The sequence below is a fragment of the Psychroflexus halocasei genome, assembly GCF_900107595.1.
In the GTDB taxonomy this organism is placed as follows: Bacteria; Bacteroidota; Bacteroidia; order Flavobacteriales; family Flavobacteriaceae; genus Psychroflexus; species Psychroflexus halocasei.
The window spans coordinates 95,238-117,533 of record NZ_FNQF01000006.1; the positions used below are offsets into that span (position 1 = coordinate 95,238).

20 protein-coding genes are annotated in these 22,296 nt (G+C 32.7%); 6 read left to right on the forward strand and 14 right to left on the reverse strand.

Annotated elements, in window-relative coordinates; translation table 11 throughout:
• Window positions 1–94: 94 nt before the first annotated feature.
• Complete coding sequence (locus BLV84_RS08725; RefSeq protein ID WP_093244290.1) at window positions 95–775, forward strand: head GIN domain-containing protein; 681 nt, start codon at window positions 95–97, stop codon at window positions 773–775.
• On the opposite strand, the gene BLV84_RS08730 is transcribed toward BLV84_RS08725, so the two are convergent.
• Window positions 768–1,688, reverse strand: coding sequence for a DUF6427 family protein (locus BLV84_RS08730; RefSeq protein ID WP_093244291.1), 921 nt, complete (start codon window positions 1,686–1,688; stop codon window positions 768–770). The two genes, BLV84_RS08725 and BLV84_RS08730, sit on opposite strands and share 8 nt — an antisense overlap.
• 45 nt (window positions 1,689–1,733) lie before the next feature.
• On the opposite strand from BLV84_RS08730, the gene BLV84_RS08735 reads away from it, so the two are divergent.
• Entirely contained in the window at window positions 1,734–1,982 is a 249-nt protein-coding gene (locus BLV84_RS08735) for a DUF6341 family protein (protein WP_093244292.1), read from the forward strand.
• Here the strand turns inward: BLV84_RS08735 and purD are convergent.
• Complete coding sequence (purD, locus tag BLV84_RS08740) at window positions 1,974–3,254, reverse strand: phosphoribosylamine--glycine ligase (protein ID WP_093244293.1); 1,281 nt, start codon at window positions 3,252–3,254, stop codon at window positions 1,974–1,976. The genes BLV84_RS08735 and purD overlap by 9 nt on opposite strands.
• 89 nt (window positions 3,255–3,343) lie before the next feature.
• On the opposite strand from purD, the gene BLV84_RS08745 reads away from it, so the two are divergent.
• Genes BLV84_RS08745 through BLV84_RS08755 form a run of 3 tightly spaced genes read left to right on the forward strand, consistent with a single transcriptional unit; the run spans window position 3,344 to window position 6,978 of the window.
• A complete protein-coding gene (locus tag BLV84_RS08745) occupies window positions 3,344–4,681 on the forward strand; it encodes an AMP-binding protein (RefSeq protein ID WP_093244294.1) in 1,338 nt (445 codons plus the stop codon).
• 22 nt (window positions 4,682–4,703) lie between these two features.
• Window positions 4,704–5,801: a non-hydrolyzing UDP-N-acetylglucosamine 2-epimerase gene (wecB, locus tag BLV84_RS08750; protein ID WP_093244368.1), complete on the forward strand. Its 1,098-nt coding sequence runs from the start codon at window positions 4,704–4,706 to the stop codon at window positions 5,799–5,801.
• Complete coding sequence (locus BLV84_RS08755; RefSeq protein ID WP_093244295.1) at window positions 5,791–6,978, forward strand: glycosyltransferase family 4 protein; 1,188 nt, start codon at window positions 5,791–5,793, stop codon at window positions 6,976–6,978. Before wecB ends, BLV84_RS08755 begins: the two co-directional genes overlap by 11 nt.
• Here the strand turns inward: BLV84_RS08755 and BLV84_RS08760 are convergent.
• From BLV84_RS08760 to BLV84_RS08780, 5 genes are read right to left on the reverse strand one after another with little or no spacing between them, the layout of a single operon-like run.
• Window positions 6,975–8,324, reverse strand: coding sequence for an undecaprenyl-phosphate glucose phosphotransferase (locus tag BLV84_RS08760; protein WP_093244296.1), 1,350 nt, complete (start codon window positions 8,322–8,324; stop codon window positions 6,975–6,977). The genes BLV84_RS08755 and BLV84_RS08760 overlap by 4 nt on opposite strands.
• Window positions 8,325–8,328: 4 nt before the next feature.
• Window positions 8,329–9,318: a UDP-glucuronic acid decarboxylase family protein gene (locus tag BLV84_RS08765; RefSeq protein WP_093244297.1), complete on the reverse strand. Its 990-nt coding sequence runs from the start codon at window positions 9,316–9,318 to the stop codon at window positions 8,329–8,331.
• Complete coding sequence (locus BLV84_RS08770; protein ID WP_093244298.1) at window positions 9,319–10,626, reverse strand: UDP-glucose dehydrogenase family protein; 1,308 nt, start codon at window positions 10,624–10,626, stop codon at window positions 9,319–9,321.
• Window positions 10,623–11,753, reverse strand: coding sequence for a glycosyltransferase (locus BLV84_RS08775; protein ID WP_093244299.1), 1,131 nt, complete (start codon window positions 11,751–11,753; stop codon window positions 10,623–10,625). The genes BLV84_RS08770 and BLV84_RS08775 overlap by 4 nt, the downstream gene beginning before the upstream one ends.
• Window positions 11,746–12,924: an O-antigen ligase family protein gene (locus tag BLV84_RS08780; RefSeq protein WP_093244300.1), complete on the reverse strand. Its 1,179-nt coding sequence runs from the start codon at window positions 12,922–12,924 to the stop codon at window positions 11,746–11,748. The genes BLV84_RS08775 and BLV84_RS08780 overlap by 8 nt, the downstream gene beginning before the upstream one ends.
• Before the next feature lie 122 nt (window positions 12,925–13,046).
• Between BLV84_RS08780 and BLV84_RS08785 the strand changes: the two genes are divergently transcribed.
• Complete coding sequence (locus tag BLV84_RS08785; protein WP_093244301.1) at window positions 13,047–13,853, forward strand: glycosyltransferase; 807 nt, start codon at window positions 13,047–13,049, stop codon at window positions 13,851–13,853.
• 12 nt (window positions 13,854–13,865) lie between these two features.
• Here the strand turns inward: BLV84_RS08785 and BLV84_RS12510 are convergent, their stop codons facing one another.
• The 7 genes from BLV84_RS12510 to BLV84_RS08820 form a co-directional block, all read right to left on the reverse strand.
• Window positions 13,866–14,648 carry an O-antigen ligase family protein gene (locus BLV84_RS12510; protein ID WP_159429410.1) on the reverse strand — a complete coding sequence of 261 codons (783 nt, stop codon included), beginning with the start codon at window positions 14,646–14,648 and terminating at the stop codon, window positions 13,866–13,868.
• Between the two features lie 623 nt (window positions 14,649–15,271).
• Complete coding sequence (locus tag BLV84_RS08795) at window positions 15,272–16,495, reverse strand: glycosyltransferase family 4 protein (RefSeq protein WP_093244303.1); 1,224 nt, start codon at window positions 16,493–16,495, stop codon at window positions 15,272–15,274.
• Between the two features lie 11 nt (window positions 16,496–16,506).
• On the reverse strand, window positions 16,507–17,814 hold the full coding sequence (locus BLV84_RS08800) for a flippase (RefSeq protein ID WP_093244304.1): 1,308 nt from the start codon (window positions 17,812–17,814) through the stop codon (window positions 16,507–16,509).
• A gap of 19 nt (window positions 17,815–17,833) precedes the next feature.
• A complete protein-coding gene (locus tag BLV84_RS08805; protein WP_093244305.1) occupies window positions 17,834–19,735 on the reverse strand; it encodes an amidophosphoribosyltransferase in 1,902 nt (633 codons plus the stop codon).
• Between the two features lie 41 nt (window positions 19,736–19,776).
• Window positions 19,777–20,700 (reverse strand): PfkB family carbohydrate kinase, encoded by a 924-nt coding sequence (locus BLV84_RS08810; RefSeq protein ID WP_093244306.1) that lies wholly within the window; start codon window positions 20,698–20,700, stop codon window positions 19,777–19,779.
• A gap of 60 nt (window positions 20,701–20,760) precedes the next feature.
• Window positions 20,761–21,324, reverse strand: a complete 564-nt coding sequence (locus BLV84_RS08815; RefSeq protein WP_093244307.1) for a 5-formyltetrahydrofolate cyclo-ligase — start codon at window positions 21,322–21,324, stop codon at window positions 20,761–20,763.
• Window positions 21,321–22,295, reverse strand: coding sequence for a succinylglutamate desuccinylase/aspartoacylase family protein (locus BLV84_RS08820; protein ID WP_093244308.1), 975 nt, complete (start codon window positions 22,293–22,295; stop codon window positions 21,321–21,323). The genes BLV84_RS08815 and BLV84_RS08820 overlap by 4 nt, the downstream gene beginning before the upstream one ends.
• Between the last annotated feature and the right edge of the window lies 1 nt (window position 22,296).

Here is a 22,296-nt window from a genome sequence, read left to right on the forward strand (position 1 = left end):
AAGTTGAATCATTCACTTTCAATTTTATAAAGCTAAAAAAATTCTAAAAGAAGTCAATCTCCTTATCTACTCTCATATCTTTGTTAGAAAAAACATGAAAGCACATTTTTTATATATCTGCCTTTTTGTGGCAAGCATTGTCTCAGCGCAAGACAGAACAGAAACAATCGAGGGGAGTTTTAATAAAATAAAAATCGCGAACAAGGTTGACGTTGATCTTGTTCCTTACGCAAGTGAGAATAAAATTGAAATTTCGGGTTATGATGCTGATGAGGTTATCATTAAGGTTAAACAAGGCGAACTTGTTGTAAAACTGCCTATCGATGAAGTTTTTTCTGACTCTGACACCAAAATAAAACTTTATATTAAAGATTTTACGAGCTTAAATCTTAACAATGGTGCTGATGTTGAAATAACATCTCAAATTAAACAAAAGGAAATTTCGCTTGAAGCCTCAGAAGGTAGTTTTTTATCTGCGGATTTAGATGTTAAAACAGCAAGATTAAAGGCTGTAACCGGATCTGAAATGCATGTTTACGGAGAATCTAAAAATCAATATGTCACTGTTAAAACGGGAGGAATTTTTATAGGGAAATCTTTTAAAACAGAAAAAACAGATGTCAAAGTGAGTTATGGGGGAACAGCTGAAGTTTATGCAACTCATTCTTGTAAAGCAAAAACGACTGCTGGTGGTGAGATAGAAATATATGGAAATCCTAAAAAAGTTGATCAAAAAACGAAGTTAGGCGGATCTATTGATTTGATGTCTAAATAAAATGTAAGCCAATAGCTGCAAGAATTAGCAACCAAATAAAAATTTCTTTCCATAAAGTTTTGAGCTGTTTGAGCTCTAAAAAATTACCTGTAATAACTGCCAGTGGCATGATTAGGAAAAACGACTGAGAGAAATTTTCGTTAACATTAAAAATTAAAGCAAAGGCAAATAGTGCATAAGCAACAGCAAAAAGCGAAAGGCTTCTTTGCATATTGAGTTTTAATCCTGTGTAAATTTTTGGAAGGAAAAATAACAGAAACAAACTCAGAATAATTAAGAAATAAATCCTGATTTGTTCATGCGAGCTATAATTAAGCTCAGGTTGTAATACAAAATCTGGAAGTCTGCTAATGTAGCTCTCAGACGTTGAAAACACCAACATCTTAAAAGTGTAATGTAAAACTAAAGCAGCAGTAAACCCTAAAAATGGTAAAATATAAAACCTGAAATTATCTGAAGCATAGAAAAGTACAGCTATAATCGCTAAGATCAAAACCAAGATGCTCGGTGGCCAAAATAGGCTGCTAAAGAAACACCAGAAACCAACATCAAAAACTTTTTTTTTCAAATCGATATTTGAGTGCATGCTCAGCATTCTTCTAAAAGCAAATAAATTAAACATTAATGCTAAGCTCATATTGATGTTTGATAGTGTTTCAGGAAAAATCATCAAATAAAGTAATAAACAAAAAATACTGTAATTACTCGACTTTTGAAAGTTATTTTTATGAATAATAAACCTCATCAAAAAGATGTTGAACACAATAATGGCAAGGTTTAAAGCCAAATTAGCAATACCCATTTCTGGCAAATTATCTGTCAGAAAATGCTGTGAAATGTAATACGCAACAAGTAGAATTAGCGTTAAAAAAAGAGGAATTGGTTTAGATTGCTTAAAAAACCTTGTTAGCATAGTTCAAATTGTTATTTTTGCAATATAATTTAATATCAACTGATCATGAAAGATTTTTTTGAGGCAATACAATCTTTATTTGAAGATGTACTTTTTTTACCATTTGACGCTTTAAGAACACTTGAGGCTTCTACTTGGTGGGGGGCAAATGCGATTAACTGGCTTTTTATTTTAATCACTGCTGTTGCATTTGTTTATTGGATGATGAAACTTCGCGATTATGACGATACAAAAGAGGAAAGAAAAGATGTGAAAGCACATCCTTTCTTAGGTAAAAATGCCGAGTTAGATTAAATCTTTCCCGATATCTTTTCTATAAAACATCTTATCGAAACTGATTTTTTCAGTTGCTCGATAAGATTTTTTTATGGCTTTTTTAAAGTCATTATCAAAAGCAGTTACTGCAATCACACGGCCACCATTAGTCAAGATCGAATCTCCTTCTTGCTTTGTTCCAGCATGACAGATAAAAACATCCTCATCATCAATTTTATCTAAACCATTTATTTCTTTTCCTTTTTCGTAAGCTTCAGGATAACCACCAGAAACTAACATAACAGTTGCAGCACTTTGAGAACTAACTTCCAGATTAACAGTAGATAATTCTTCAGAACTTGTTTTCTCTAAAAGTTCAACTAAATCTGATTTTAAACGAGGAATAACGACTTCAGTTTCAGGGTCGCCCATTCTTACATTATATTCAATCACGTAAGGCTCATCATCAACTTTCATTAAGCCGATAAATACAAAACCTTTGTAATCTATTTCTTCTTTTGCTAAACCATCAATCGTTGGTTTTATAATTCTGTTTTCCACCTTCTGCATAAAATCCTTATCAGCAAAAGGAACAGGAGAAATGGCACCCATACCGCCAGTATTAAGGCCAGTATCATTTTCGCCAATACGTTTGTAATCTTTTGCATTTGGGAGCGTGATGTAATTTTTGCCGTCCGTCAAAACAAAAACGCTGAGTTCGATACCATCCAGAAATTCTTCAATCACTACTTTTTCTGAAGCTTTTCCAAATTTATCATGTGTGAGCATTTGCTCGAGTTCATCTTGCGCTGTTTTGAGATCATCAATAATCAACACACCTTTTCCGCCAGCCAATCCATCAGCTTTTAAAACAAAAGGCGGTTTTAAAGTTTCCAGAAAATCTTTACCAGCCGCTAAACTTTCTTTAGAAAAACTTTGATAAGCAGCTGTTGGAATTTTGTGGCTAAACATAAACTCTTTAGCGCGTTCTTTACTGCCTTCAAGCAAAGCACCTCTTTTGGAAGGGCCGATAATCATTAAATCTTTGAATTCAGGTTTGGCGTCAAAAAAATCTTTAATGCCATTCACAAGTGGCGCTTCTGGGCCAACGATTAACATATTGATTTGATGCTTCTTGATGTGCTCAGCAATGGCTTCAAAATCATTAACATCACAATTGATATTTGTAGCAATTTGAGTTGTGCCAGCATTACCAGGTGCAACAAATAATGCGTTGCAACGGGGACTTTCATAAAGTTTTTGTGCAATTGTGTGTTCTCGACCACCGCTTCCTAAAAGTAGAATATTCATGATTTTTATTGACTAAGATTACAGCTTCAAAAATAATTGTTTGTAAATTGCCAAACTAATCAATTGATGAGAAAATTCTCTGTTTATTTATGTCAAATATCCTTTCTGAAACTTATATCAAGTTGCTTAATAATATCATCTTGCCAATTGGCGATAAAGCCTTTGGTGGTGATTATATAAAGCATCTAAAGGAATGGAATCAGTTTGATTTAAAAAGCTCTGATGAGCTGGCTGAAATACAAAGGGCGCGACTTTCTGAAATTTTGACACATGCTCATGAGACAGTTCCTTTTTATAAAAATAAAATTGATAAAAGCTTTACAGATCCATATCAAACTTTAAAAAAATTACCTGTATTAAGTAAAACTTTGTTGACTGAAAAAAGAGAAGAGCTTGTTTCAGATCAGTTTTCAGAAGATGAACTTTCAAAAAACTTCAGTAGTGGGAGCACAGGTGTTCAGTCTTATAGTTACTCATTACCAAAAGATGTTTTTTTAAATCAAGCTATACAAAGACATTGGTTTTTATGGACAGGTTACCGCCAAGGTGACCCTGTAATGCAGTTTGGTATTTCGCCACAGCGCACATTAGTCAAAAAACTAAAAGATATTTTCTTTAATGCCACATATGTCAATGCTTTTTCTATTTCTGAAGAAGATTGTAAACAGCTTTATTTAAAATTAAAAAAGAAGAAAATACAATTCATGATTGGTTATCCTTCAGCTATTTATCAGCTGGCTAAATGGATGAAAGAAAACGATAAAAAACATCAGATTAAATCGATTATTTCATTAGGTGATAAATTATTTTCACATTACGAGAAATTGTTTCAAGATGTTTTTAATAAGCCTTTAGTTATGGATACTTACGGATGTGCAGAAGGCTTTTTAATAGCAGCAAGGTTAGATCATCCTTATTATTATATAAGTTCGCCTCATGTTGTTGTCGAGATTGTTGATGATGAAGGGAACGAAGTTAAAGATGGCGAAATGGGACATGTTTTACTAACTTCCTTAACCAATTATGCACAGCCGTTTTTGAGATATAAACTCGGAGATTTAGCTGTTAGATTACCAAAAAATGAATATCCTGAATCACCTCAATTCAATTATCCATTATTGAAAAAAATTGTAGGTAGAGAAACAGATGCTATACATACACCAACAAATATTAGTTTAACAGTACATAGCTTTACCGGAATTTTTGAGTATTACGAAGAAATTGTACAATTTAAAGTTATACAAACGACTAAAGAAAATCTTTTGATTGAATACATCTCTGAAGAACAAATTGATTTAATCATTAAAGAGATAAAGAAGAAATTAGATAAACTCACGCAAAACTCGATGAAAATTGATTTTGAAAGAGTCGAAAAGATTTCGGCAATGAAATCTGGAAAACCACAAATTATTGAAAAAAGAATTTAAAAAAATCCTAAACATAACCAACATGCTTAAAATCACAATTATCGCAGGTGCAAGACCAAACTTCATGAAAATTGCACCGATTATAGAAGCTATTAAAAACGCTAAAAACAAAGGTAAACAAATCGATTATCGACTTGTGCACACAGGTCAGCATTATGATAAAAAACTGAGCGATACTTTTTTTGAAGAACTCAATATTCCGCATCCAGACATTAACCTTGAGGTTAAAAGCGGAACACAAGCTGAGCAAACAGCACAAATCATGACAAAGTTTGAAGCTGAATTAACCAAGAATCCAGCTGATTTAGTGCTTGTTGTTGGTGATGTCACATCAACTATGGCATGTGCAATTGTGGCCAAAAAAATGCATGTTGATGTCGCTCACGTTGAAGGCGGTATTCGCTCTGGAGATATGAAAATGCCAGAAGAGGTGAACCGAATTGTGACCGATAGTATTACTGATTATTTCTTTACAACAACAGATTTGGCTAACGAAAATTTATTGTCATCAGGTAAATCTAAATCACAATTATTCTTGGTGGGTAACGTGATGATAGATACTTTATTTAAGAACTTAAATAGACTTGAAAAACCAAAATTTTGGGATGAACTTGGCTTAGATGAAAAATCATATTATGTGATGACTTTGCACAGACCATCAAATGTTGATGAGGAAGAACAGTTAAGATCCTTAATTTCTAAAATCGTTGAAAAGTCTGAAGGCAAGCCGATTATATTTCCTGTACATCCGAGAACAAAAAAGCTATTACAAAACTTAGAGCTTAATTTTGAAAACCTGCATTATGTCGAGCCACAAGGTTATTTAAACTTTATTTATTTAATTAAAAATGCTTTTGCGGTGCTGACAGATTCTGGTGGAATTACTGAAGAAACAACAATGCTTAATGTGCCTTGTATGACGTTTAGAGATTCGACTGAAAGACCTGAAACATGTGAAATTGGCTCAAATGAGCTGGTTGGTTCAGATATTTCTAAAATAGAAAAAGCATTTGAGCGACTGAATTCAGGAAAATGGAAGCAAGCCTCAGCACCAGCGTTATGGGATGGTGAAGCAGCAGAAAGAATCGTTAAGGATGTGTTGAAGATTTATGGGAAGTAAAAATAAAGATATTTTAATAGTTTCAAATTATTTTCCGCCAGAGACAGGCGCTGCCTCAAATCGTATTTTTTCTTTGGCGGAAAAGCTTTCTAAGCATCAATATAATGTAAAAGTAATCTCTCCTTTACCTAACTATCCACATGGTAAAGTTTTGAAAACTTATCGAGGTAAATTTAAAGTTAAAGAAACTTTTAAAAGTATTGACGTAACTAGGCTTTTTGTTGTTGCGAGTAAATCTAGCAATAAAATAATCAGGTTACTTTCTTCTTTGAGTTTCGCAATCACATTATTTTTTTATATCCTTTTTGCTAAGACTCCAAATCGATTTATTATTCAGTGTTCACCGCTTTTTGTTGGCTTTCTTGCCGTACTAGCATGTAAACTGAAAAATAAAGAAATCATCTTAAATGTTTCTGATTTGTGGCCTTTAGCGGGTTTGGAAATGGGAATATTAAACGATGGTTTCTATTATCGCATACTCCAAAAAATGGAATCTTTCATTTATAAAAATTCAAAAAAAATAATTGGACAATCGAATGAGATTTTGTCACATATTAAGAGAACGGCTAATTGCGATGATAAGTTCTTATTTTTATATAGAAATTTTCCTCAATTTAAAAGACCTGAACTTGTTTCTTCAAGCCATACAAGTTCTACTCGGTTTAGAATTGTTTATGCTGGATTAATAGGCGTTGCACAAGGCATTGAAACTATTTGCAAAGAAGTTAATTTTCCTTCTCAAATGGAGTTTCATATTTATGGAGATGGCCCAATGACTCAAGATTTAAAAGAGTACATTAATAATAAAGAAAATATTTTTTATCACGGTAGCTTAAAACGAGAAGAACTTCATCATATATTAATGACTTATGATGCTACTTTGATTCCTCTTAAGAATAGAATATTTGGATCAGTTCCTTCAAAAATTTTTGAGTATGCAAAATTAGGCTTACCTATAATTTATTTTTCCGATGGAGAGGGAGCAAATATTGTTGAAGATTTAAATTTAGGTGTAGCTATTAGAGAAATTAATTATCAATTATTAGAAAACCAATTCATAAAAATACTAAACCAAAAGGAGGTTTTGCCTTCTAAGAAAGAAGTTCTTGAAATAGCTGAACATCATTTTAATTTAGAAAAGCAGTTTAATGATTTTGATAGAAATTGTCTAAATTAATAAGCTTTCTTATCACCTTTTAAGGCATTAAAAACAGTGAGGAAAATCACCTTAATATCGATTAATAAAGACCAGTTTTCGAGATAATAAATATCATATTTTACACGATTGATGATGTCATGCTCTGTTTCAACCTCACCTCTGTAGCCACTTACTTGTGCTAGGCCAGTAATTCCTGGTTTGATAAAATGCCTTACCATAAATTTATCGACACGCTCGGCATACATATTGGTATGGCTCACCATGTGGGGACGAGGGCCAACAACACTCATATCGCCTAACAAAACATTGTAAAATTGGGGAAGTTCATCTATACTGGTTTTACGCATAAACTTTCCGATTTTTGTAATACGCTTATCATTTTTACGGACCTGATGGATATCTGCCTCTAAGTTAGGTCTCATTGAGCGGTATTTATAGCAATAAAATTCTTGGTAGTTACGGCCATTTCTTTTTTGTTTAAAGAAAACAGGGCCTTTTGATTCTAATTTAATCAAAATAGCTAATAAAGGCGTCAACCAAGATAAAATAAATACGAGAACAAAAACACTTAAAATAAGATCAAAGACTCTTTTTGTGACGCGGTTAAAAGATTCGTCAATAGGGATTTTCCTTAATGAAATAATAGGCAAAACACCATAATAATCATATTTAATTTGTTTACTGTAAACCTCTTTGTTATCAGGTATAAATTTTAAAACACGTAAATTATTATCTGCAAAATCTATGAGTTCATTGATGTTATCATCAGAAAGTTTTGAGATTGAGGCATACAGTTCATCAATGTCGTGATTGAGAACATACTCGAAAATTTCACTCATTTCCGTTTTTTCATTCACTTGAAAAACCTTTTGACAATGATAGCCATAATCTGGATTGTCTTGGAAGAATTTATATAGCTGATGTGTTCTAAATGTTTGACCAATAATGATGGTTCGTCTGTGATTTCCACCTAAGTTTCTTCTATATTTCTTAAGAAGGTAGTGAATAGAAAGTTTGACGATCAAAATGATTAACATTGTAAAGCCAGCATAGTTGAAAATATCACGAGGCTTGATGTCTATTTGGTTTTTGTAACCAAAAAATGCAAAAACAGCGAGGGTGAAAATTAAAGCTTGTAAAATACTTAAGGATAATATCTTAGTCACTTTAGTAAAACGATAAATCTCATAAAATCCAGTGCGTAATGAAATAAATAACCAGGCAATGATTAAATAAATTGAAAGGGCAAAAAAATCACTTAATTTTAAATTGATAAAAAAGGCGAATAAAATAGTAATCCCGATATCAATTGTATATGAAATGGGTCTTAAGTAACCAGAATATCTGCCGATTCGATTTCTCATTTACTTAACGTCTAATGTGGTCTGAGAAATCTTTGTGTTCGCTTTTTTCAAGATCTTCCTTTGATAAAGATTTGAAGTATTCATAGGTTTTTTGCATGCCATCAGCACGATCAACTTTTGGTTCCCAATCTAGAATTTCTTTAGCTAAGCTAATATCAGGTTGTCTTTGTTGAGGATCATTGACGGGTAAATCCTTATAGATTACTTTTTGATCAGTCCCAGTTAGTTTGATAATTTCTTGTGCGAAATCAGAAATTGTGATTTCATGTGGGTTTCCAATATTCACAGGTTCTACATAATCACTTAATAGTAACCTATAAATGCCTTCAACCTGATCGTCAACAAAACAGAATGAACGTGTTTGAGAGCCATCGCCAAAAACTGTTAAGTCTTCGCCACGTAAAGCTTGACCAATGAATGCAGGAATCACACGACCATCATTCAATCGCATGCGTGGGCCATAAGTATTAAAAATACGGACAATGCGAGTCTCTAATCCATGAAAACGATTGTAAGCCATTGTGATAGATTCCTGAAAACGCTTAGCTTCATCGTAAACACCACGTGGGCCAATGGTGTTGACATTACCGTAATAATCCTCAGTTTGTGGATGCACAAGCGGATCGCCATAAACTTCAGAAGTACTTGCAATTAAGATTCTAGCGTCTTTTTGTTTAGCGAGGCCCAATAAATTATGTGTTCCTAAAGATCCTACTTTTAAAGTTTGAATCGGAATTTTGAGATAATCAATCGGACTTGCAGGAGAAGCAAAATGCAGGATGTAATCTAAATCACCGGCAACATGTACAAACTTTGTGACATCGTGATTATGAAATTCAAAATTTTCAAGCGGAAATAAATGCTCAATATTTTTGATGTTTCCAGTAATCAGGTTATCCATCGCAATGACGTGATAACCTTCTTTTATAAAACGATCACACAGGTGAGAGCCTAAAAATCCTGCAGCACCCGTGATTAAAATTTTCTTTTTCATCTAAACGTGTTTTCTACCTATAGAGCTGTATCTAAATCCAGCTTCCGTCATTTCTTCAATTTCATATAAGTTTCGCCCATCAAAGATAACAGGAGATTTCATTTCAGCCTTGAGTTTTTTGAAATCTGGTGTTCTAAAAATGCTCCATTCTGTACAAATCAAAAGGGCATCAACATCTTTTGAAGCTTCATACATGCCTTCACAGTAAGAAATCTGATCACCAATTTGAGATTTCACATTTGGCATCGCTTCAGGATCGAAAGCTGTAACCTCAGCACCAGCTTCAGTGAGTTTATCAATCATATATAAAGAAGGCGCTTCCCTGATATCATCAGTTTCTGGTTTAAATGATAAGCCCCAAAGTCCGATTTTCTTTCCTTTAAGATCACCCATAAAGTGATTTTTCATTTCTGGGAAAAGAATTGTTTTTTGAGCTTCATTCACTTGAACGACAGCATCTAATATTTTGAACTGATGGTTAACATCTTGTCCTGATTTATGTAAAGCTTTGACATCTTTAGGAAAACATGAACCGCCGTAACCAATGCCTGGAAATAAAAACCTTTTTCCGATACGAGAATCAGTTCCCATCCCGATACGCACTTTATCAACATCAGCACCCACAATTTGGCAGTAATTGGCAATCTCATTCATGAACGTAATTTTAGTAGCCAAGAATGAGTTGGAAGCATATTTTGTAAGTTCGGCTGACTTTTCATCCATAAAGATAATTGGATTGCCAGATCGTACAAAAGGTTTGTAAAGTCTGTGCATCAAGTCTTCCGCTTTTTTACTTGATGTCCCAATGACGATGCGTTCAGGTTTCAAGAAATCTTCAACGGCATAACCTTCACGTAAAAATTCAGGATTTGAAACCACATCAAACTCTGAAGAACAAAATTTTGAAATTGTTTGTTCAACTTTTTCAGCAGTGCCAACAGGGACAGTACTTTTATCAACAATTACTTTATAGTCTTTAATATATTTACCGATATCTTCAGCAACGCCCAAAACGTATTTAAGATCTGCAGAACCATCTTCATCTTCAGGTGTAGGTAATGCCAAAAATATAATTTCGCCATGGTCAAGACCTTCGTGAAGTGAAGTTGTGAAGCTTAATCTGCCAGCGTCAATATTTCGATCAAAAAGTACATCGAGTTGAGGTTCATAAATCGGGATTTCGCCATTTTTCATGCGTTCAACTTTCTTTTGGTCGATGTCAACACATATGACATCGTTTCCATTTTCAGCGAGACAAGTTCCTGTAACAAGGCCAACATAGCCAGTACCTACAACAGTTATTTTCATTTTTTAAGGTTATTTAGGTAAATTCTTTCTAAAGATTGAATTGTATTATTAATATTAAAATTTGAATTAAAACGTTGATATGCGTTTTCTTCAAATTGTTTTTTTAATTCGTTGTCGCTTAAAAGAAGTTCTATTTTCTGATTGAACTCTTTGATATTGTTGTCAAAAATAACAAATCCATTATGATTATCTTTAATCAAATCACGATTACCGTCAGCATCAGTCACTACACATGCTTTTTTAAGAGCGAGCGCCTCAATAATAGAGTAAGGCAAACCTTCATAACGAGCCGTTGATATATAGAGCTGTGACTTTTTAATAATGTGAAATATATCCTCTCTTTCAGTCCATTCTAAAAGACTGATGTTTTTTGATAAATTATATTTCTTGATCAATTTTTTAATGGTCTCAAGGTTGGGAGAGTGGAAACCGACTCCCATTAAAACAAGATGAATTTGAGAATTTTTCTTTTTTAATTCAGCTAAAATTTCAATCATCAACTCAATATTTTTCTGAAATGATGGTCGTCCTACCGAACAAATATATTCATCTGGCCATGTTTTACGAATACTTAAAGGCTTGATTTCATCAATAGGCTTAATTGAATTATTAAAAATTAAAGCTTTTTCTGTTTCATAGCCAACTTCATTAATCGCTCTATTTTGCTCAGAAGTAGAAGAAGCTAATATTTTATTATTAAGTTTTGAAAATACCTTTTCAATAGTTAAAAAAGCACTTTTTTTAATTTTAGAATTAACACTTAAAAAAGAGTAGGCTTGAGGCGTGTGTAAAATAGGTATTTTTTTGAAATGTCCGACCAATTTACCTAAAATACCACCTTTAGCACTGTGTGCGTGAATTAAATCTGGTTTCTCTTCTTTTACAATTTTTTGAAGATCCTTTAATGCTTTTAAATCATTTAAAGGACTTATATTTCTAATAATTGTACAGTTATATGTTTTAATCTTAGCATGGTTTGCATCGTAAAAAGCCCTATCAGTGTCTGTTTTTCCTTTAACGACAACAGATTCAAACTTATTAGGGTCTAAGTTTGAAAGAATTAAACGTAATGAAACATCAACGCCGCCTACTGAATGTAAAACATGTAAGATTTTGACTTTACTCATTTCTGGGTTTTGAATATAAAGCTGCAAAAATAGCGAAAAAATAACGACCTAATTGTCGATGTATTACATTTTCAACTATGAAAAATGCTAAAAACATGATTAAGATTATTTTCATCTCAAAACTAATGTTTTTAAGCAATAAAGGAATTAAAAAACTAAGAATTAAAAATATAACTGAAAAAATACCACCCAACATCAAATAATCTAAAAACTGATTGTGTGTATTAAAACCTTCATTAATATAATAATTGCGTTTATCATCTTGCTCAATTTCGTTAGCATAACAGTTTTTAAGCTTGTTTTCAGTTATATCAAAACTTGGTGTTCCCCATAAAATATTTTCTTCAATAATGTTGTAGGTACATGGCCAAATAATAAAACGCGGTTCGTATGCTTTAACACGAATCATAAGCTTATCATAATCTTTATCAAGATGTATTCGCTTCATAAAATTATCACTTAAGCTAAGAAAAAAGCCTAAAATGATCACTAAAACAAGTCCAATTCCTAAAGATTTTTTAAAGCCAAAAGGACTGTTTTTAATCGCATAAATAAAGAACAAAAGCATGCAAAGAATGATGGCCAGCCTTGCTGAAACGTAAATATTAAAAGCTGTGAAACAAATAGCTAACAAATAATATTTTGGTTTTATAGCAGCTTTTTTTAAGGCGATAAAAGTGGCTAAAGCAAATGCAAAGCCTAAGTAAGGTCGCTCTAATATCAATAATTCATTAACGAGTTCTCCATTGGCTAAAGAGAAATCAGGATTATCAAAATATTCAAATAAAATAATCAAACACGTGATTAATAAAGTTATGCTTGAACCTAATAAAAATGCATTTTCCGCTTGTTTAATTTTGCTGACTTGATAGAATAGGATGAATAAGACTAAAACTAAAAAATGCTTAGATAACTTATTAAAATCAGAGATAATAGTCCCTTGAGAAATCGCAGATAATATGATGACAGTAACAGCGGCAGCAAAAAAAATAAAAAATGGTGATTTGATAAAGCTTATATCCTTTTTATGAAAAACTATAGAGAGTATAAAAGGAATTAGTAATATATTGGGTAGTGCGGTTGATAATAAAAGAGTTGAGATTAATAAAACAGCAATTGAATTATTATCAAAAAAACGAATTGCTTTTATGTTTTTTAACCATTTTCTCACAAAAATCAAAATTACATTTTATTTAATGAATTATCTAATTAATATTGCCACTTGAGTAGTGATACTTTCTCAAAAGAGCTTTACTACAATAACAATTTAAAGATAAATATCAACGATTTAAAATGAGTTATACACAAGATATTGTTGTTTTAATACCGCATTACAATAACCCAAATGGACTTTTGAGGAGTGTTGAATCAGTTGATGATTTTGAGAATAAGGTCTTGATTTTAATCGTAGATGATGGTAGCACAAAAAGCCAAATAGATGAAAGCCAGATATTAGCTTGCACAAGCGCTAAAGTTAATTTTTTGTATCTCAAAGCAAATTCAGGTATTGAAAATGCTTTAAACTATGGTTTAAATTATATTCAAAATAATTTAGCTCATATTAAATACATCTCACGTTTAGACTGTGATGATATTTGTGTTAATAATAGATTTGAAAAACAATATCAGTATTTAGAAAGTCATCAAGAAATTGATTTTATAGGTTCTTATGTTAAGTTTGTTAATCTTAATCGACAACTTATTTTCAATTTAAAATTACCAATCACTAATGCAAAAATCAAGAAGAAAATGTATTTCAATGCGATGTTTATTCATCCAGCTATTTTTTTTAGAAAAGAAGTTTTAGATCAATCTGGGCTTTATCCAGTAAACAGGAAGGCCGCAGAAGATTATGCTTTTTTCTTTAATGTGATAAAAAACAATAGAGTTGCAAATATTCCCGAATATTTAGTTGAGTGCGTTGTCGATCCAGATGGGATCTCTGGTAAACAAAGAAAGAAACAAGTGCTAAGCAGAATTCAAGTTATTTTAGACAATTTCTATTTTGGATATTATCCAATCATGGGATTAATACGAAGTTTCATATTGCTTATTATCCCTCGCAAAACATTAAATGTTTTAAAAAGTAAATTGAAATAAAGAACTAGACATTTACTCTTCCTCTTTAGATTTTATCTTATTTAGTTTTAGAAAAGTGAATTTATTTCTGGTCACATAAAGTAGCAGTGCCAAATTAATCCAGAAACCAAATACTCTAAAAGTATCAATTTGCACCCAGTTGATGATAAGACCAACCATTGATATAAGGATCACCATCCCGATAATTTGATTTTCGTTTTTTTGTCGAATCAGTTTAATACACGTGAAAATGATTAAGCATAAAAAGCTGGAAAATAATAAAAAACCAACAATACCCGTTTCAGCAAGTAATCTTAAATATAAATTATAACCTGGCGGAAAGTTAGGATGGTCTGGGTTCAGGTACATTAATCTAAATTCCCAATTATCTTCTACAGCCCAACTTGGGTAATGCCTTCGAGACTCATAAGCCTGTTGCCCAAAACCGACACCGCTAACAGGATTTTCTAAAAAAACTTGACCTAAAGCATATTGGATACCAAATCTAGTTTTATTAGAAATACTGTGTGTGCCGTCATTAACACCAAATGAAGTTGCCTTCTCAACAATATATTCAGAAATTTCTTGACCTTTATAAACACCAATTGCCATTACGGCAACAAGGCCAACAATACCGATACGAATTAAAATATGCTGGAAGTTTTTTTTATGTGCTAAAAAGAGTAAAAATATAAAAGCTTGAGTGAAAATGATTACCAATGCAGATCTTGAATCAGAAAACAAAGCAAACACGAGTACTAATAGGGCAGGAATGTATTTTTTAAAACCTTTTCCTGTTAGTATGTAACTGAACATCCAGCCAGCAGTTGTAAGAAGAAAAGAAGAAAAAGCAGGAGGCTCGTGTGTCAGAGATGAAATTCTTAAGTTAGTTGTATCAATAATAACATTAACAAAAGGTAAATAGTCGAAAAAATTTAAAATGGGTTTAAATTGAGATATGCCGAGTTTTATGTAAGCGATTTCTAAAAAAGCATAGACTGAAACAAAACAAAAACTAATAAAAAAAACTTTTCTAATATTTAAAAAAAGCCTTTTGTTATCTTTCTTATGAAATGCGTTATAAAAGGTTAGCAAGAATATGATAGCTGACATCACTAGCGCACCATACTGCCGAATAAATCGCATAACCCCATTAAGGCCTTTGAATTTATAGTCCAATATATTGGGTAGATTTATAACAGTTGAAAGAATAAACCAAATTAAAACAAGGAGTAAAGACCAAAATATCGGATTTCTATAAGGAACCACTAACCGCCCTTTCAGAGTAATTTTAAAAAAGAAAATTCCACTAGCTATTAAAAAGAATATCGTTGATGATTCTTTGGCAAACTCTCCTAAAAAAGGAAGACCACCCCAAGAATTAAAAGGGATAAAGAATATGCCAAGTAATACAAAAAAAAATATTATTTGCTTTAAATTCATTCTTTCGTAATGCTTTGTTTGTAAAACTCAATATGTTGTTTTGCTATTATATTGATATCAAATTTATCTTTAACATAATTAATACCGTTCTTGGAAAGATTAGATTGTAAGGTCTCATCTTTTAAAACTTTTAAAATCAATTCAGCAAGCTGCTCAAAATCTTTCTTTTTATGAATTAAAATAGGAGCTTCAGTTATTTTTTTATTTTCGCTATACCAAGTTTTGGTAAAAATCTCACTTCCAATAGTTGGGCAACCTAACATCATTGACTCAACAGGCGCTAATCCAAAAGTTTCAGTATGTGATGGGAAGATAGCAACTTTAGCTTTACGGTAATTTTCAAATAATTCTGTTTGGGTCAAATGTCCAGTAAAAACAATTCTGTTTTTATATTTGCTTTTAATAAATCTAGTAAATTTTTGCTTGATACCTTTTCCACAAATTTTCAATACAATATCATCATGGCTATCACACACAGAATTCCATGATTTTAATAATGTTTCTATTCCCTTATTTTCAACTAAAGACCCTGAAAATATGGCAAAGTTTTCCTTATTTGTGTTTAATTTTTTGGTGTTAAGAATTTTTAATCCGTTGAATATTTCAGTAGTCTTATTCAAGTCTAAATCGTAATATTTCTTTATTTTACTGGTTGTGTGAGGGCTTAGTGAAATAATTTGATCAGAATAATCGAGCAAACTTTGTTCAAATTGAAATTCATTTTTTGATAAACTTTTACAACGTTCTAATCTAAGGAAATTGATGCTTCCATGAAGTTTTTCAACTTTAAAGATATTGGTCTGTGGCCAAACTTTTTTAAGCTTTTGAAAGTTAATGTGAGAGTAAGCAAATCTAAAATCTGGAAATTCAATAACATTTATTTTTTTTTCTTCAATTAATTGTTCTAAAAACAAATTATGATTTTGCCACACCTTCTTAACACCCCAGAAATCAATCTTCATGAGTTTATTAATTCCTTTATAAATTAATGATTCTCTGTTTAAAAAAGGAAGTTTAATACCATGTTTAAATCTCCATATTTCAACACCATTAATTTTTTCATATTCTTTTCCACCTAAAGATTTTGCATTTATACCAACAACATAAACATTGTGTTTTTTTTTCACCAACTCTTCGGCCAAAATTTTAACTGCTGAACCAATACCGCCATGACTAACGGGCGGGTACTCATCACAGATGAAACAAATACTTAGTTGCATTTAATAATAAATTATTTAAAGGTGTAATACGATGTTATATTCATTCGCTTTTTTAAATATATAGCACTGCCAATATTCCAGAACAACATACTAATTACTGTTGCAGTTGCAGCACCCAATCCTCCATAGCGTGGCGTAAGAGCGAAAGTTAATATTAAATTTATGATAAAAGCAATAAAAACAAAATTTTGAAGTACTTTTTGCTTGCCAATCATTTGTAAGATAATTCCCACAGAGCCTGAAAAAGAATTAACAAACTGACCAACACAAAAAATAATGAGTATTTGGCTACCTGTTTCAAAATCTTCACCAAATAAACTTAGCAAATACTTATGGAAAGTCAACATAACGATAACAATAATTGTGCTGATGATGAAATTCAATTTTGTAGAAAAAGCAATGAGCTTTTTATAATTAGTTTCATCATTGTCAGCATAGCTTCTGGCTATTTTTGGTGCTAAAATAGAGTTTATGGCTTGTAAACTAAAAGTTGTTAAGGCTGCTAATTTTAAACTCACATTATAAATCCCAATTTCTGTATTTGATTCATAAACACCTAAAACTTGAGTGTCAGTTAAGCCTAATAAAATTAAAATAGAAGAAGATAACAGCATCGGAAAAGACTCTTTAACAAATGCTATTGATTTTGTTTTGCTTTTAATTTCAATACCAGAAATACTTTTAAAAACCATTGATAGTCCTATAATTGCGGATATGATGACACCCCAGAAGTGAGCCTTGACAATATTTAAAGGGATTTTTTCAAAGAAGTATGAAATAAAAATCACAAGTAATAAACTGAATAAAAAACGACTTGGATTATTAAGAAAAGCGAATGCATTATTTCTTTTTTTTGCTCTAAGGAAGCTTGCACTTATCATTGCAATATTCCAAAAAGGAATTGCGAATAAAATCCATGGTAAATATTCTAGTAATTCAGGTTTAGGTTCTTGATAAAATTTTAAAACGATGACATCACTAAAGTAGTAAACAACCCATGCAAGAAATGAGCTTGCAAAAAATGAAATCCCTAAAGATTTAAAAAAAATTCCTGCTTCTGAATCATGTTTATCTTGTGAAAAAAACTTAACAATATTTGTATCTAAACCTAAACGTCCAAATTCGCTGATAATCAAAAACATGGATAAGCCTAATGCGATTAATCCATAAATGTCAGCTCCGTAAGTATTTGAAACGTAAAATATAAATAAATAACCAACGACCGCTCCAAGAATTCTAAACACTAAAAAAGAAAATCCCTTTGACAGGATTTCTTTTTGGTCGGTGTCGCCCAATATTTTTTGGATACGTTTTTTCATCTTTTGAGTTACAACTTAATTAGTAAGCGCGGTCTTCTTTACCTTCATAGAAATTCATAAACGCTCGATTCACAACCTTATTGCCTCCTGGCGTTGGGTAATTACCTGTGAAATACCAGTCACCTAAATTCTTAGGGCAAGCTTCATGCAAGTTTTCTACACTTTGATAAATGACTTCAACTTCTGTTGAAATACTATCATCGCTTAATAAAGTTGCAATCTTACTCGAAATTTCTGAGGCAGAGAAATATTGATAAAATTCTTTCACATGATTTTCAACCTCAGCGCTTGGTAAATCTTTTTGAGCCACACATTTTTTGTAAATTGACTCAATAACTTCTTCATAAGTGCCACGTTCTCTGTGCAATGCTTTTGCAGCTTTAAAGGCAACAAAATCATCGATACGTGCCATATCAATTCCGTAACAATCAGGGTAACGAATTTGTGGCGCCGAAGAAACGATAATGATTTTTTTAGGATTTAATCGATCCAACATTTTCAAAATACTTTTCTTTAATGTCGTTCCACGAACGATACTGTCATCAATCACTACTAAATTATCTGTTGGTTTAACAACACCATAAGTCACGTCATAAACATGAGCAACCAAATCGTCACGACTGCTATCTTCTGTGATAAATGTGCGGAGCTTAGCATCTTTAACAGCAATTTTTTCTGTGCGCAAACGATGGGCTAATATTTCAGATAATCGCTCATCAGTCAGATTTTCTTTTTCTTTTAAAATCGCTTGATTCTTCTGGCGGTTAAGCTCATCTTGAGCAGCTTCAACCATGCCATAAAATGATGTTTCGGCTGTATTTGGAATAAATGAAAACACTGAATTGATGGTGTCAAAATCTATCGCTTTTAAAACTTCAGGCATTAATAATGATCCTAGTTTTTTTCTTTCAGTATAAATTTCAGCATCGCTTCCGCGTGAGAAATAAATACGTTCAAAGGAACAAGCTTTTCTTTCTTTAGCTTCGATGATTTGTTTAAAGTAAACTTCACCATTTTTTTGAGTAATAATGGCTTGTCCTGGCTTTAATTCTTTAACATCATCATAAGCTACATTAAAAGCTGTTTGTATTACAGGGCGCTCTGAAGCTGTTACAACAATTTCATCATCCATATAATAGTAAGCTGGCCTGATGCCATTTGGATCACGCAAAACAAAAGCATCGCCATGCCCAAGCATGCCTGCCATAACATAGCCGCCATCCCAATCTTTTGATGCTTTTCGTAAAATTTTATGGACTTTAATTTGCTCAACAATATGCGGTGAAGCTTGTTGCTTGTTAAAGCCTTTTGATTTTAATTTCTTATAAAGTTTTTCAACTTCACTATCTAGAAAATGACCGATTTTTTCCATCACAGTAATGGTATCGGCTTTTTCTTTAGGATGTTGGCCAAGGCTAACAAGTTTATCAAAAAGTTCATTAACATTGGTGAGGTTAAAATTCCCAGCAACGATAAGGTTTCTGTGCATCCAGTTATTTTGTCTTAAAAACGGATGAACATTTTCGATGCTATTTTTCCCAAAAGTTCCGTATCTCACATGGCCTAAATAAAGTTCGCCGAGATAAGGTAGATTTTCTTTTTGTAATTCAGCACTTTTTAGCCATTCAGGATTTTCTTTTAAACCTTGATTGATGCGGTTATTGACTTTCTCAAAAATATCTTGAATCGGTTGCGCAGCGTTTGATCGGACACGGCTGATGTAACGATTGCCAGGTTCGACATCAAGCTTAATGCTGGCTAAACCTGCACCATCTTGACCACGATTGTGCTGCTTTTCCATCATCAAATACATTTTATTGATACCATAAAATGCTGTTCCGTATTTCTCCTTGTAATAGCTGAGTGGTTTGAGCAATCTGAGTTGCGCAATTCCACATTCATGTTTTATTAGTTCGCTCATAGCTGCACAAAAAAGCCCCGAAATTTCAGGGCTTAAATTATTTAAGTAAGATTTATTTCAAATTGTGTTAGCGATTTAAATTCTTTTAATCGCCCATTGATTTCTTCAATATCAAGATTTTTCATTCTTTCTGTGCCAAATTTTTCAACACAAAAGGAAGCTAAGTTCGAGCCATAAACAATGGCTTTTTTCATATTTTCAAAAGACGTATCTTTTGTTTCAGCTAAATATCCTGCAAATCCTCCCGCAAATGTATCGCCTGCACCTGTTGGATCAAAAACCTCTTCTAAAGGCAAGGCAGGAGCAAAGAAAATTTCATCATCATGAAAAAGCAAAGCGCCGTGTTCTCCCTTTTTGATAACTACATATTTGGGACCCATTTCATGTATTTTTTTGGCAGCTTTGACTAATGAATATTCACCAGAAAGCTGTCGCGCTTCTTCGTCGTTAATCGTAATCACGTCAATTTTTGCAATCACCTCTTTCAAGAGATCCAAAGTTGTATCCATCCAAAAATTCATCGTGTCAAGGATAATCAGTTTTGGAGCTTTGACTTGCTCGATGACAGACATTTGAACTGCAGGATGCAAATTGCCGAGCATGATTATGTCTGAATCTAAAAAGTGATCTGGGACTTTTGGTTCAAAATCTGCTAGCACATTGAGTTGTGTTTCAAGTGTATCTCGTGTGTTCATGTCGTTATGATAGCGACCTTTCCAAAAGAAAGTTCGTCCGTCTGCTACAACCTGAAGTCCGTCAAGATTAATGTTTTGTTCTCTAAACAAGTTGAGGTGTTTCTCTGGGAAATCTTGCCCAACAACTGATACAATTGCACTTTCTGTATTAAAGTTAGCGGCACTCAATCCGATGTATGTCGCAGCGCCACCGAGAATTTTATCTGTTTTTCCGAAAGGTGTTTCAATTTCATCAAAGGCAACTGTTCCAACAATTAAGAGTTTACTCATGAGTGAGGTTGATTTTTTGCAAATATAAAACTAATTCATTTCAAAATTATTCTGAGCGCCTTAATTCTCAAATTCATAAATTTTTGAAGGAGTGACGCAATAATTTAACTGTTGATCATGTGCTTGAGCTTCGATTTCCTTTTCAGCAGAAAAGAATGATAAACCCACTTTTATCACGTTTTTTCGGCATTGATCAAGAAAAACGTCATAATAACCTTTGCCATAACCAACTCTATTTCCTTGCTGATCGAATGCTAAAAGCGGAATAAACACCACATCAAGATCTTCAGCTTTGATTGAAATACCATCTTGAGGTTCTGGAATTCCGTATTTGTTATGTTTAATCGGTGTCGAGTCGGTTAAAAGATAGTGCGCCATCTCTAAATCCTTCTGTGTTTTAGAGATGACAACATCTTTGTCTTTCCCTTGAATGGCATGTAGCAAGTGTTCAGTGTTGATTTCTTGGTGCCTTGTGATGCTTAGAAAAATGTGATACAATCTGTGATTCCAAATATCTAAATTTAGACATTGATTAGCAATATCAAGGCTAAGCTGGTCAATCTCGTGTTCAGAGAGTTCTTTTCTTTTGGCTTTATATTTTATCCTTAATTCGTTTTTAGTCATTTTATTTGTGTTGAAATATGAAAAATGGCGTCACCTTGATAAACAATCGGTGCTTGATTAACATTGATGAGGTAGCCATTGTTTGTGGCTCTAACTTTATGTTGTAAACTGCCATAAGCATCTGTAATATAGGCAATAATCTGACCTTTGTCAACATATTCACCAACAGCGATTTCTGGATGAAAAAGACCGCTGTATTTAGCACGGATCCATTTTGTTTTTGTGATGAATTTACTTTTTTCTTCTTGATTTGGCGCCTCAATTTTCAGACTTAACATATTCAGGTGATTCAAAATTCGTTTGACACCTTCAACACCATGTGCTGTGATTTCTTTATTTCTATCTAAAGATTTTCCTCCCTCAAAAAGTAGAATAGGAATATTTTTTTTCTCACACATTGCTCGGTATGAATTTTTTAGTGTTTTAGAATAAACTGTGAAAGGTGCGTTGAAAATAGACGCAAGCTCATCAAACTGCGGATTGTTTTCTGTAATTCGGATTTGAGCTGCGTTAAATCGACTTGCGCCACCTGTATGAAAATCTAAACAATAGTCGGCAATGGGTAAAATATCTTCTGAAAATCTAAAAGCTAAACGACTTGCTAAAGCGCCTTTTTTAGTTCCTGGAAACATACGATTAAGATCGCGACCATCAGGAAATTGGCGTGACAAATTTAGAAAACCAAAAACATTGATGACTGGCAAACAAATAATTGTACCGCATTTTGGTTTGTTGATACCCTTTGCAACAACCTGTCTGACAACTTCAACACCATTAATTTCATCGCCGTGAATACCAGCAGTGATAAGAACAACAGGGCCTTTTCGCTTAGCACGATGAATGATGACGGGAACTTCAACGGCAGTGTTTGTGTAAAGTTTAGCTGTGTTAAAATTTATTCTGGCTTTTTGACCAGGCAATATTTCATGATCTAAAATATGCAAGATATTATGCTCGTCAATGTATGGCATA